The sequence below is a fragment of the Mycobacterium sp. IS-1556 genome (genome assembly GCF_001499985.1).
Lineage (GTDB): Bacteria > Actinomycetota > Actinomycetes > Mycobacteriales > Mycobacteriaceae > Mycobacterium.
The window spans coordinates 63,000-75,422 of record NZ_LQIM01000042.1; the positions used below are offsets into that span (position 1 = coordinate 63,000).

Consider the following 12,423-nt stretch of genomic DNA (forward strand, 5'->3'; position numbering starts at 1 on the left):
GCGTTGCCGCCGCTTGGCCGGTGATCAGCATCCGGTCCGGCTGAGCAGCGCCCAGGAATCGGACTTCTCGCGGCCTCCTGCGGCCGAGACAAGTTGGAAACGCAGCCAGCTATTGAAAACGATGTTCATTATCGTTAACGTGACCGCCTATCTATTGGGGAACCAAGAAAGTTCGAGGTCGACACGTGCAGGCAAACATGCGGTGGGTATGGGTGGTTCCGTCGGTGGCGGTGTTGATTGCTGCCTACACAGACAGCGTCTCGCGTGCACGTACCACCGATCCATCCATCGCGGTTTGCTCTTTGCGAGCAGAATCCGCTGAGCAGCCGGCGGTAGACCTGGTCGGTCATGAGCGTCCCTTGAGCCCGTCGGATGTCAGCGACCACTCCGGCGTCTCGGGTTCCGACGACCGTGGGTCGAACGACCCGAAGGTGAGCATCGGCTCCGGTCGAAGCAGTGATTCGACGCCAGCCGCCCCTGCGCGCGGCGACCACGAGAAGCCCAAAGTGACTGTCGGCTCCGGTCGTGATGATGGCCAATCCTCAGGCGCCACTGCCCATGTTCGCGGCGACAGCACCAAACCCAAGGTGACTGTCGGCTCCGGGAGGGACGGTGACGCGGGGACCGATGTTGCCGCCGACCGAAACGGTGCACCGCGCAGAACCGAGAGCAACGACCCGCCGCTCGGTCATGATCACGATCACGAACATGATCACGGTGGCGGCGACGACGGTCACGACCACGACCATGGCGGTGGCGACGACGACGGCCACGACCATGGTGGTGGCGACGACGACGGCCACGATCATGATCACGATGGCGTCGATGACGGTCACGATCACAGCCATGGTGGTGGCGTCGATGACGGCCACGACCACAGCCACGGCGGTGGCGGCGGCGACGACGGTCACGGCCACAGCCACGGCGGCGGCGACAGAGACGGTCACGGCCACAGCCACGGCGGTGCCGGACAAGAGCACGAACACACTCACAGCGCAGGGCACGCGCATAGCCACATCGACGAAGAACACGATCACGCTCACGAGGCAGATGACCACGGCCACAGCCATTCCGGCGACGACGCCCATGGGCTGATTCACGACCACACTCACGAGCCCGGCCAGGACCACGACCACAATCACGAGCTCGGCCAGGACCACGACCACAATCACGAGCTCGGCCAGGACCACGTCCACGATCACGAAGGCCACGACCACGACCACGAGGGCCACGATCACGATCACGTCGGCCATCAGGGCAACCCCGAAGCGGCGGACGCCGATGCCGGTGCGCAGCCTTCGGTTGAGCCCGCCGCCTGGACATCACCCATCATGTGGACGGGGCTTGCGGCGCTCGTTGCCGCTTTGGCCCTGGCCGGCCGCTGGCTCCTCGGCACCCCGCGCGCCGTTGCGGACAGCTGGAATTTCCTACGCAGACGGCGGCGGTGACCGCATGGACGGAAAACCGGCTATCTCATCGCTGTTTCGCTATATCGAAGAGTTGCACGGCGATCGGGCTTGGGGCAGTTTTCTCGACGCTGGGACCGGAGTGAACTCACTCGAGTGGATCCTGACATTGCCCACCGAGCGCTGGACGGCCGTCACTGCCGCCCGCGGCATGGCAGACAAGACCCGTGACACCTTGGGATCGTCGGTACGTCCGCAGGATCGGTTGCTCGTGGGCAATTGGATCGATGACAGTCTGCTCACCGGAGAAACCTTCGACACCGTGCTGGTCGACTACCTCGTCGGCGCAATCGAGGGTTTCGCGCCCTACTGGCAGGACCGAGTGTTCGCACGGCTGCGGCCGCTAGTTGCCGATGGTGGCCGCGTCTACATCATCGGCTTGGAACCCTACGTCCAATTCGAACCCACCACCGAAAGCGGCAGAGTCATCTGGGAAATCGGTCGTGTGCGGGATGCCTGTCTATTGCTTGCCGGCGAGCGACCATACCGGGAGTTTCCGCTGGACTGGATGCAGCGGCGGCTCGGCACGGCCGGCTTTCGCATGCTCGAAGCGCGGCGGTTTCCTATCCGATATCGCGCCCGCTACATCCACAGTCAGCTCAACATGTGTCTCACGCGGCTCGAACGTTTTCCGTCGAAGGACCTCGCCTCGACTATGCGCGACTACGTCGAAGAACTCCGCGCCCGGGCGCTGGAACTCGACGAACGCGAAGACGGTTTGAGGCACGGCAACGATTACGTGATCGCCGCCGAACCCATGTAGGCGACGCACTATGAAAATGGTTATCATTGTCGCCATGATCACCGCCAAGACTGTCGCTGTTCGCGCACTTCTTGCGAGCCTCGTGCTGACTGCCCCGTTCGGGTTGGCGGCATGCGGCGGAGCTGGCGACTCCCGCCCTAACGCGGCGGACACCACCGGCGCCTGCCCGGGCACGCCAGTCGACGTCGTGGTCAGCGTCGACCAATGGGGCGACATAGTCTCCGAACTCGGCGGCGACTGCGCTCGCGTCACCACGGTGCTCGCCAGTTCGGCGGTCGACCCGCACGATTACGAACCCGCACCCTCCGATGCGGCGAAGTTCGAGGGTGCCCAACTCGTGGTTCTCAACGGCGGCCACTACGACGAGTGGGCGGCCAAGCTCGCCGCCAGCGCGGCGCCGGAAGCGCCGGTCGTCGACGCGCTGGCCGTCGGCGGCGCGGCCCACGAGCACGAGGGCGAGAGCCACGACCATGACCACGACGTGAACCCGCACGCCTGGTACAACCCGGCGACGGTGACTGCGGTCGCCGACGCGGTCAGCGCGCGGCTGCGCGAGCTGTCGGCCGGCGCCGCGGGCTACTTCGACGAGCGTCGCACCGCGTTCCGCGAGGCCCTCAAGCCGTACGATGAGCTCATCGACTCAATCAGGGCCGGTGCCTCCGGCAAGTCCTATGCGGCAACCGAGACCGTGTTCGACGACATGGGCGCGGCGCTCGGCTTGGTCAACCGCACCCCACGGGGTTATCAGGTCGCCTCGGCCAACGACTCCGAACCGTCGCCCGCGGATCTCGATGCCTTCCTGCAACTGCTGGCCGATCGCGGCGTCGACGTGCTGATCTACAACGTGCAAACGGAAGGCGCTGTCCCGCAACAGCTTCGAGCCGCCGCAGAACAGGCCGGCGTCCCGGTGGTCGACATCACCGAGACCGTGCCGCCGGATACCGACTCGTTCCAGAGCTGGCAGGTGAACCAGTTGACCGAACTCGGCGAGGCGCTCGGTGTCAGAACCTGATACCGGGGTGGCGTTGGCCTTCGACGACGTCAGCGCCGCGCGCGGCGGGCGACTGATCTGGTCGGAAGCGACGTTCGAGGTGCCTGCGGGCGGCATCGTCGCCGTCATCGGATCCAACGGGGCGGGCAAGACCACGCTGCTGCAGATCGTGCTCGGCCTGCTTCCGCCGGCGTCGGGACATGTCCGTGTCTTCGGCGAACCGGCCGGCGTGCTGAACAACGCCATCGGCTACGTCCCCCAGAACTACGCGTCGGCCTCCGGTGAGGCGATCCGGGCTCGCGACGCCGTGATGCTCGGCCTGACGGGGCACCGGTGGGGATTCGGCCGCCCGAGCCGCGACGACAACCATCGTGTCGACGAAGTGCTCGCCGCCGTCGACGCCACGGCGGTTGCGCACAAGCGGCTGTCCCAACTGTCGGGCGGGCAACGCCAGCGGGTCGCGTTGGCCGAGGCGCTCGTCTCGAAACCCCGGATGCTCATCCTCGACGAGCCGCTGGCCTCGCTGGACCTGCGCAGCCAACGCGAGATCGTCGCCGTCCTCTCGCGGGTCAACACGAAGTTCGGCGTCACCATCCTGGTCGTCGCGCACGATCTCAACCCGCTGCTGGGCGTGCTCACCAGTGCCATCTACCTGCTCGACGGGCATGCCCACTTCGACACTCTCGACGGTGTCGTCGACGAGACCCTGCTGAGCCACCTCTACGGCACCCGGGTTCAGGTGGTACACACCCCGCAGGGCGAGCTGTACACGCGGAAGACGTGATGAACACGACCATCGTCGCACTGGGCTATCAGGAGAACTGGTGGCACATCATCACGTCGGCGTTCATGCGCAATGCGCTGATCGGCGGCACGATCGTCGCACTGGCCGCCGGGCTCATCGGTTACTTCGTCGTCGTGCGCAACACCGCGTTCGCCGCCCACGCACTCGCCCACATCGGGCTGCCCGGCGCGACGGGCGCGGTCCTGGTCGGCGTCCCCGTCGCGGTGGGACTGGGCGTCTTCTGTATCGGCGGTGCCCTGGTCATCGGTGCGCTGGGACGACGGGCCGCCGACCGCGAGGTGGCGACCGGCACCGTGTTGGCCATGGCGACGGGCCTCGGGCTGTTCTTCAACTCGCTGGCGACCAGGAGTTCGAGCACCATGACCAACGTCCTGTTCGGCAACCTGCTGGCGATTTCCGACCAACAGATCGTGATGTTCGCGGCGCTGTTGGTGGTGCTGGCGCTGTGCGTCGCGATGATCTACCGGCCGCTGCTGTTCACCTCGGTAAACGCCCAGGTGGCCGACGCGAAAGGAGTGCCGGTGCGCGCCTTGTCGGTGGCGTTCATGGCGCTTCTCGGTCTGGCGGTGACGATGGCGGTGCAGGCGGTCGGCACGCTACTGCTGTTCGCGCTCGTGGTCACTCCCGCTGCCGCGGCGATCATGCTGACACCACGGCCGGGCAGGGCGATCGCGCTGTCCACCGGGTTCAGTCTCGCCTCGGTGTGGGCCGGGCTGGGACTGTCGGCGATGTTCAACGCGCCACCCAGCTTTGTGATCGTCACGGTTGCGTGCAGCGTCTGGGCAGTGGTGTGGGCCGCGCAGCGTGGCCTTCGACAAACTGCCGATCGCGTGCTGGTCACCTGAGCGGGAAGCTGCTTCGGCTACTCTCCGAGAGCATGCCCAGGAGTCCCACGCCCAGACGGCGGGCCACCCTGGCATCTCTGGCGGCGGAACTGAAGGTTTCGCGCACCACGATCTCCAACGCCTACAACCGGCCTGATCAACTGTCGGCGGATCTTCGTGAGCGGGTACTCGCCACGGCGAAGCGATTGGGCTACCCCGGTCCGGATCCGGTGGCGCGGTCCTTGCGCACCCGCAAGGCTGGTGCGGTCGGGCTGATGATCACCGAACCACTCAACTACTCGTTCAGCGACCCGGCCGCGCTCGACTTCGTCGCCGGCCTGGCCGAGTCCTGTGAAGCGGCCGGGCAGGGACTGCTGCTCGTGGCGATCGGCCCCAACCGCAGTGTCGGCGACGGCACGGCTGCGGTGCTGGCCGCCGGGGTGGACGGTTTCGTGGTGTACTCCGCGTCCGACGACGACCCGTATCTCGCCGTGGTCCAGCAGCGCCATCTTCCGATGGTGGTCGTCGACCAACCCAAGGACGTACCGGGCGCCACGCATGTGTGCATCGATGACCGTGCCGGGATGCGCCAGCTCGCCGAACACGTTCTGCAGCTTGGACATCGGGAGATCGGCCTGTTGACCATGCGGCTGGGCCGCGACCGGCCGCGCAGCGGGCCAGGTCCGACGGTTGCCGACCCGGACCGATTGCAGACACCGCACTTCCACGTACAGCGGGAGCGAATCGCAGGTGTGCGGGATGCGATGGCCGCGGCCAGACTCGACCCGGAATCGCTGACCGTGGTGGAAAGCTATGAGCACCTTCGGACTTCGGGCGGTGCGGCGGCGGAGGTCGCGCTCAACGCCAACCCGCGGCTGACCGCGCTGATGTGCACCGCCGATGTGCTGGCGCTCTCGGCGATGGACCATCTGCGGGCCCGGGGAATATATGTGCCGGGCCAGATGACTGTCACCGGCTTCGACGGAGTCCCCGAGGCGCTGCGGCGCGGCCTCGCGACCGTCGCGCAGCCGAGCCTCGAAAAGGGCCGTCGCGCAGGGCGTTTGCTGCACCACCCGCCTCGGAGCGGGCTACCCGTGGTCGAGGTGCTCGACACCGAGGTCATCCGCGGCCGCACCGCGGGTCCGCCCGCCTAGATTTCGGTCAGCGGCGCGGTGGCGCGCCATTGGTCGATCATCGGCGCGATGCCCTCGACAAGCATCGGCAGGGCCGGTGCCATCGCCAGCGCCGCGATCATCGCGAGCCGGCCGGCCGCCTCGGTGATTCGCAACACGCGGTCGTCGGTGCGGCGCAACCCCAGCGCGGCGGCGGCCGCGTCATACGCGGCAACGGCCTCCGGGCCGGTCAACGCCAGATCGGATTCGATCGCGCCCAACGTCACGAGTTCGAAGTCCGACCACAGTTCGCCGGCGGAAGTGGTGATCATGTTGTGGTACGGCGCATCACCGTGGATGGTCTGCACGTCGACACCGGGAAACGCCGCCTCGAAGGCCGCTCGTGACGTCAGTACCGGGGCGATGACGGCCCATTCCCGTTGGGCGCGTTCGAGATCAGCCGCAGAAACCAGCTCGGGCAGGAGTCGCACCTGCGCAAGCCCTTCGGGGATGTAGGAGTTGAACGGCGCCCAGAATTCCAGTTCTCCGTCGTAGTCGCGAAGCGCGGCGTGCAATCGCGCGGTCTGCTCCATCCGCCGGCCCATGTCCGGCTCTGCGTCTGGAATCTGCTCGACGAAGTGCCAGGACGTCATCGAAAAGCCGTTGCGCCGAACGGGTTCGCGCGGCACCAGCGGGCTGGGCGGCACGACGGGATGACCACGGTCGGCGAGCCATCCGGTCACCGCCAGTTCCGCGCGCTGTTGCCTGGTCTGCACGTGCGGGTCCTTGGTGTACGACGGCGGCAGCACCGTGGGCACCCGGACCACGACCGGAGCGGGCGACAAATGGACGATCACCGAGAACGCCTCGTAGAGCACCCGGGGTTCGTCCACACGCAGGCCGAGGTCGACACCGGCCGCGGCGGCTGCGGCAACCGCCCGTGCGGTCCGGGCGGCGATCTCGGCGTCGGTCAGCACGTCAACCCGACTGCGAACGACGCGCGTCGAGAAGGAACTTCAGCGCAGCGGCAACGTCTTCGGGCGAGTCCACCCGATAGGTCGCCAACGTCTCACCCGGCCCCACCTTCACGCCGACATCGTCACCGCCCAGTCGCCGGAACGCCTTCTCGTCGGTCACGTCATCGCCGAAAAACACCACAGTGGTGGCCTTTTCCTGCGATCGCAAGATGTCGACCGCCTGCCCCTTGTCGGTCTGGATCACCGCGAACTCCAGCACCGCCTTGCCCTCGGTCAGTTGCGCATCCCATGCCGTCGACGCCGCACGGGCCGCCGCTAGCGCCGCCTCGCCGTCGTCCGCGGAGGCGTTGCGGACGTGCAACGCAACGCTGGCGGGCTTGGTCTCGACGGTCACTCCCGGTCGGTCCGCCGCGATGGCGTCGAGTTCGGCGGTGATCCGGTCCAGCAGCCCGCGGTCGATGTCGTGTGTGAACCCGGACGCGAACTCGGCGCCGTGGCTGCCGACGAGATGCACCGCCGGCGGCAGCGCGGACAGCTCGCGCAGCACTTCGAGCGCGCGCCCGGAGATCAACGCGCTTGCCGTCTGCGGAATATCGGCCAGGGACGCCAGGGCATCGGCGGCGTCGGCGAGCGGTCGGGCGTCCGCCGGGTGGCTGACGATCGGTGCGAGGGTGCCGTCGAAATCAGAGCTGACGAGCAGCCGCGGTGTCGCTGCGGCCGCCGTGAGCGCACGCTGCAGATCCGCCGGGAGCACGCCTAGATCTTAGGGTGCTCCCCGTCGCCGATCAGCAGCCGCACAGCGAGATCCAGCCGCTTGCTGACGTCGGTCGCCGAGGCCCGCCGGGTCAGCCAGGCGAGCAGATTCGACAGCCAGACGTCGGAGATCACGCGGGCGATGTGGTACTGGTCCTCGGTCGGCTCACCGTCGCTCATGGCGCGGGCGAACATCGAGTCCATCAACTTGCCGACGTGGTCGACCTCACCGGCCGCCGAGGCATCGGCGAACACGAATGCGCGCGTCATCGCCTCGGTCAGCAGCGGATTGCGCTGCATCGCCCGGTTGAGCTTGCCCACCATGATGTTGAGCCGCTGATAGGGCGTGCCGCCGGTCAGCGCCGCGCGGTCGGTCTTGGCGTCGATCCGCTCGAACTCGCGCCCCAGCGCCGAAACCAGCAGATGGACCTTCGACGGGAAATACCGATAGAGGGTGCCGACCGCGACATCGGCGCGTTCGGCCACGGCACGCATCTGAACGGCTTCGTAGCCGCCTTTGGACGCGATGGCCAGCGTGGCGTCCAGGATGCGCTTGCGACGCTCACGCTGTGCTTCGGAGCCGAGCTCGGACTCGGACAGCACCGCCACGTTCATCACCTGGCGCGGTCGGGAATCCGACGCCGAACCCGAGCTGGCGGGCGCTGACTGCGAGGGGCCGGACATGCGGCGGGCAACTCCTTCGTCGTGCGTTCTCGTTTCGAAACGATACGCATGCCGATCCTCATTTTCTCACCTCGACACCCGCATTGGCACCGACGTGTCCTGCTGTAATGACGGTCGACTTGACGTTCGATCGCTGGCACTATTAGAACACGTTCTAGTGAGGAGCACCGCCTTCTCACCCAATCGCTAGGAGTGGACGGTGTCGCTCGCATCCCCGGGGACCATCGCCGACGAGCAGTCGGCCGTACGGGAGCTGGTCCGTGACTGGGCAGCAGCCTCCGGCGCCATCTCGGCTGCACGCGACGTCGAGCAGGGCCAGTCGGACGCCTGGCGGCAACCCTATGCGGGGATGGCCCAACTCGGCATCTTCGGTGTCGCGTTGCCCGAGGAGCACGGTGGCGCCGACGGCACGGTCGAGGACCTCTGCGCGATGGTCGACGAGGCGGCCGCCGCGTTGGTTCCCGGCCCCATCGCCACGACGGCGCTGGCCACGCTGGTGCTCCAGCAGTCAGACGTGTTGCAGGCACTCGCCGCCGGTGACCGGGTCGCCGGGGTGGCGCTCAGCGGGGATGTGCAGGTCACCGACGGTCGCGCCTCGGGCACCGCGGAGTACGTGCTCGGCGCCGACGCCGCGGGGGTGTTGCTGCTGCCCGCCGGTGACGGGTTCGTCCTGGTCGACGCCGGCGCCGACGGCGTCTCGGTCGAACCGCTGAAGGCGACCGACTTCTCGCGGCCGCTGGCGCGCGTCGTGCTCGACGCCGCGCCCGCCGAGGCGGTCAACGCACCGGCGCAACGGGTGATCGACATCGCGGCGACGGTGATGGCGGCGGAGGCCGCGGGCCTGGCCCGCTGGGCGTTGCAGACCGCGACGGACTACGCGAAGGTGCGCGAGCAGTTCGGCAAGCCGATCGGCAGTTTCCAGGCCATCAAGCACATGTGTGCCGAAATGCTGCTGCGCTCCGAGCAGGCCTCCGTGGCGGCCGCCGATGCGGCGCGGGCGGTGGCCGACGGCGACGAGCAGCAGTTGTCGATCGCTGCGGCGGTGGCAGCAGCCGTCGGCATCGACGCGGCCAAGGCCAACGCCAAGGACTGCATCCAGGTGCTGGGCGGCATCGGGATCACCTGGGAGCACGACGCGCACCTGTATCTGCGCCGCGCCTACGGCATCGGGCACTTCCTCGGCGGAGCGCAGCGTTGGCTGCGTCGGATCGCCGCGTTGACGCAGCAGGGGGTGCGTCGTGAACTACACATCGACCTGGCGTCGGTCGCGGACAGGCGGCCCGAAATCGTTTCGGCCGTAGCCGAAATCGCCGCGTTGCCCGTCGAGAAGCAGCAGGCCGCGCTGGCCGACGCGGGGTTGCAGGCACCGCACTGGCCCAAGCCGTACGGGCGCGGCGCCGGCCCCGCCGAGCAGCTGCTGATCGATCAGGAGTTGGCCAAGGCCGGGGTGTCGCGGCCGGACCTTGTGATCGGATGGTGGGCGGCTCCAACGATTCTCGAGCACGGCACCCAGGAGCAGATCGAGCGGTTCGTGCCGGCCACGCTGCGGGGCGAGCTGCAGTGGTGTCAGTTGTTCTCCGAGCCCGGCGCGGGATCCGATCTGGCGGCGTTGCGCACCAAGGCCGTCCGCGCCGACGGCGGTTGGAAGCTGACCGGACAGAAGGTGTGGACCTCGGCGGCGCACAAGGCGGCGTGGGGGGTATGCCTCGCGCGCACGGACCCGGATGCGCCCAAACACAAAGGCATCACGTACTTCCTGGTCGACATGAAGTCGGCGGGCATCGACATCCGCCCGCTGCGCGAGATCACCGGCGACAACCTGTTCAACGAGGTGTTCTTCGACGACGTGTTCGTCCCGGACGAGATGGTCGTCGGCCAGGTGAACGACGGGTGGCGGTTGGCCCGCACCACGCTCGCCAACGAGCGGGTCGCGATGGCCGCGGGCACCGCGCTCGGCAATCCCATGGAGGAACTGCTCGAGCAGATCGCCACGCTCGACTTCGACGTGGCCGGCCAGGATCAACTCGGCTCGTTGATCGTGGCGGCCCAGGTCGGCTCGCTGCTGGATCACAAGATCGCCGAACTCGCTGTCGGAGGCCAGGATCCGGGCCCGCAAGCCAGCGCGCGCAAGCTCATCGGGGTGCGTTACCGACAGGCGCTGGCCGAACTGCGGATGGAGTTGTCCGAAGGTGGCGGCGTGGTCGAGAACCCCACGGTGTTCGACTTCCTCAACACCCGCTGCCTGACCATCGCGGGCGGCACGGAGCAGATCCTGCTCACCCTCGCCGGCGAGCGGCTGCTGGGGCTACCCCGCTAGAAGTCATGTTGGCCGATCAGCAGTCTCCTAGCTGAACGCGGCCTGTGCGCAGGCGTCGGGCGAGGTGACGTTCACCCCGGCGTAGACCACCTGGATGTGTGAGCACACGATCAGTGGGACGTCGGTCCTCGGTTGGCCGGTGCGCCAGTCGACCGGCCAGACGTCTTCACCGAACCGATACTTCTCCGGCGGTCCGCCGCCGAAGTAGATCGTGGTGAACTCCACGTCGGTCAACGACTTGAACGAGCGCGTGTTCGGCGTCTTGAAGCTGAAGTTGATGTAGACGCTGCGGTCCATGGTGCGCAGCGTGGTGGTCTGACGGGCCCACAGATCGCCGGGGAATCCGATAACCCCTTCGGGCGCGCGCAGATTCGCCTGGGTGTTGACCAGGCACTTCGCCTCGGCCTTGATGCAGTTGGCCGTTGCCGCCATTTCGAGTGTCTGCGCTGCGTTGACGGGGATCGTGGCGACTTTTGTGTCGACCGCCGCGGATGCGGTCGGGGCGACGAGCGCAACCGCCAACCACATCGCCGATACCACGGCCAGAACGCCGGCGCACCGCTTCACTGGTTTCTGCCTTTCTGGAGCCGCTTGCCGGCGACTTCCATGTCGGTCGTGCGGCGAATGCTAGCCCGCGCGCTATTCGTCGTAGGTGACTTCGACCGAATCCGAGCGGGGCAGCGCCTGGCAGCCGAGTATCAGGCCCTCGTCGAGGTCGGACTGCTCGAGCACGTCGTTGACGTCCATCTCGACCTCGCCGCTTTTCTTCAGTACCGCGCAGGCGCCGCAGTGGCCCTCCCGGCAGGAGAACGGCGCATCGAGACCCTTGTCCAGCAGCACGTCGAGCAGCTTGGCGTTGCGCGGCCACCGCACCTCGTGCTTCTCGCCGTCGAGCGTGACGATCGCCGTGGCCGGGCCCTCGTCGCTGTCGTCCTCCTCGATGACCACGGCGGCGAACGGGTCGGAGTCCAGCGACTTGAACACCTCGATGTGCACGCGATCGGCCGGAATTCCGGCGCCCTTGACCGCCTCCTCCGCCGCGGCCATGAACGGGCCCGGCCCGCAGATGTACGCGTCGTGACCGGTGTACGGAGCGGTCAGGGCGGCCAGCGCGGCCGCGCTCGGCAGCCCCTGCACCGTTTCCAACCAGTGCACGACGACGAGCCGTTCGGGGTACTTCTCGCTCAGTTCACGCAACGCCGCGCCGAAGATCACCGAGTTCTCGTCGCGGTTGGCGTAGACCAGAACGACCTTGCCGGTGCCCTCGGCGAGCGCCGACTTGCAGATCGACATCATCGGCGTGATCCCCGACCCGGCGGCCAACAGCAGGAAGTCGGTGTCCAAAGTCTTGGGTACGAACGTGCCCGATGGCGCGAGCACGTGCACCTTCATGCCGGTGTGCGCGTGATCGCACAGCCAGTTCGACGCGTAGCCGTCGGCGGTGCGCTTGACGGTGACGGTCAGCCGGTCGTCGGTGAACGGCGAGCTGCACAGCGAGTAGCAGCGCGCCACCGATCCGGTGCGCTCGCTGGGCACGCGCAGCGTCAGGAACTGTCCGGGCGCGTACCGCAGCCGTTCAGCCGGAATCTCGGCACCGGCGGGCACGGTGAACACCAGCGAGCGCGCGTCGTCGGTCTCCTCGACGACGTCGGCAAGCTCCAGCTCGAGCACATGGCTGCCGAGCGGCTCGTCGGTCACTTTCGCGTCCACCTTTCACGTCCGGCGATCCCG

11 protein-coding genes and 1 pseudogene are annotated in these 12,423 nt (G+C 67.7%); 6 read left to right on the forward strand and 6 right to left on the reverse strand.

All coding sequences use genetic code 11. The features are described 5' to 3' along the window. Positions 1-542: 542 nt before the first annotated feature. Complete coding sequence (locus tag AU187_RS25740) at positions 543-1,253, reverse strand: hypothetical protein (protein WP_059157015.1); 711 nt, start codon at positions 1,251-1,253, stop codon at positions 543-545. A gap of 208 nt (positions 1,254-1,461) precedes the next feature. On the opposite strand from AU187_RS25740, the pseudogene AU187_RS24135 reads away from it, so the two are divergent. The 5 genes and pseudogenes from AU187_RS24135 to AU187_RS24155 all read left to right on the forward strand — a co-directional run. After that, positions 1,462-2,229: pseudogene (locus AU187_RS24135) on the forward strand (class I SAM-dependent methyltransferase); the annotation flags it as partial. Positions 2,230-2,239: 10 nt separating this feature from the next. Further along, the gene (locus AU187_RS24140; protein ID WP_059101648.1) at positions 2,240-3,241 is read left to right on the forward strand and encodes a metal ABC transporter solute-binding protein, Zn/Mn family; all 1,002 of its coding nucleotides are present in this window, start codon (positions 2,240-2,242) and stop codon (positions 3,239-3,241) included. Then, the gene (locus AU187_RS24145) at positions 3,228-4,004 is read left to right on the forward strand and encodes a metal ABC transporter ATP-binding protein (RefSeq protein WP_059101647.1); all 777 of its coding nucleotides are present in this window, start codon (positions 3,228-3,230) and stop codon (positions 4,002-4,004) included. The genes AU187_RS24140 and AU187_RS24145 overlap by 14 nt, the downstream gene beginning before the upstream one ends. Continuing rightward, positions 4,004-4,870 (forward strand): metal ABC transporter permease, encoded by an 867-nt coding sequence (locus AU187_RS24150; protein ID WP_059101646.1) that lies wholly within the window; start codon positions 4,004-4,006, stop codon positions 4,868-4,870. Before AU187_RS24145 ends, AU187_RS24150 begins: the two co-directional genes overlap by 1 nt. 32 nt (positions 4,871-4,902) lie before the next feature. Beyond that, positions 4,903-6,003 carry an Rv3575c family transcriptional regulator gene (locus AU187_RS24155; protein ID WP_059101645.1) on the forward strand — a complete coding sequence of 367 codons (1,101 nt, stop codon included), beginning with the start codon at positions 4,903-4,905 and terminating at the stop codon, positions 6,001-6,003. Here the strand turns inward: AU187_RS24155 and AU187_RS24160 are convergent. From AU187_RS24160 to kstR, 3 genes are read right to left on the reverse strand one after another with little or no spacing between them, the layout of a single operon-like run. Then, a complete protein-coding gene (locus AU187_RS24160; RefSeq protein WP_059101644.1) occupies positions 6,000-6,938 on the reverse strand; it encodes a phosphotransferase in 939 nt (312 codons plus the stop codon). The two genes, AU187_RS24155 and AU187_RS24160, sit on opposite strands and share 4 nt — an antisense overlap. 1 nt (position 6,939) lies before the next feature. Beyond that, positions 6,940-7,692, reverse strand: a complete 753-nt coding sequence (otsB, locus tag AU187_RS24165; protein ID WP_059101643.1) for a trehalose-phosphatase — start codon at positions 7,690-7,692, stop codon at positions 6,940-6,942. Between the two features lie 2 nt (positions 7,693-7,694). Next, positions 7,695-8,300, reverse strand: a complete 606-nt coding sequence (gene kstR, locus AU187_RS24170) for a cholesterol catabolism transcriptional regulator KstR (RefSeq protein ID WP_172799375.1) — start codon at positions 8,298-8,300, stop codon at positions 7,695-7,697. Between the two features lie 274 nt (positions 8,301-8,574). Here kstR and AU187_RS24175 point away from each other — a divergent pair, with 274 nt between their 5' ends. Then, complete coding sequence (locus AU187_RS24175) at positions 8,575-10,692, forward strand: acyl-CoA dehydrogenase family protein (protein ID WP_059101641.1); 2,118 nt, start codon at positions 8,575-8,577, stop codon at positions 10,690-10,692. A gap of 27 nt (positions 10,693-10,719) precedes the next feature. Here AU187_RS24175 and AU187_RS24180 read toward each other — a convergent pair whose 3' ends face one another. Both AU187_RS24180 and AU187_RS24185 read right to left on the reverse strand, forming a co-directional pair. Continuing rightward, positions 10,720-11,259 (reverse strand): hypothetical protein, encoded by a 540-nt coding sequence (locus AU187_RS24180; protein WP_059101640.1) that lies wholly within the window; start codon positions 11,257-11,259, stop codon positions 10,720-10,722. 72 nt (positions 11,260-11,331) lie between these two features. Beyond that, entirely contained in the window at positions 11,332-12,390 is a 1,059-nt protein-coding gene (locus AU187_RS24185) for a ferredoxin--NADP reductase (protein WP_059101838.1), read from the reverse strand. Positions 12,391-12,423: the final 33 nt, after the last annotated feature.

What these genes read in the sequence shown, in the direction of transcription:
- AU187_RS24155 (WP_059101645.1), top strand. Translation starts at nt 4,903, where the DNA reads ATGCCCAGGAGTCCCACGCCCAGACGGCGGGCCACCCTGGCATCTCTG.
- AU187_RS25740 (WP_059157015.1), bottom strand. Translation starts at nt 1,253, where the DNA reads ATGGCCGACGTGATCGTGATCGTGGCCCTCGTGGTCGTGGTCGTGGCC.
- AU187_RS24150 (WP_059101646.1), top strand. Translation starts at nt 4,004, where the DNA reads ATGAACACGACCATCGTCGCACTGGGCTATCAGGAGAACTGGTGGCAC.
- AU187_RS24140 (WP_059101648.1), top strand. Translation starts at nt 2,240, where the DNA reads ATGAAAATGGTTATCATTGTCGCCATGATCACCGCCAAGACTGTCGCT.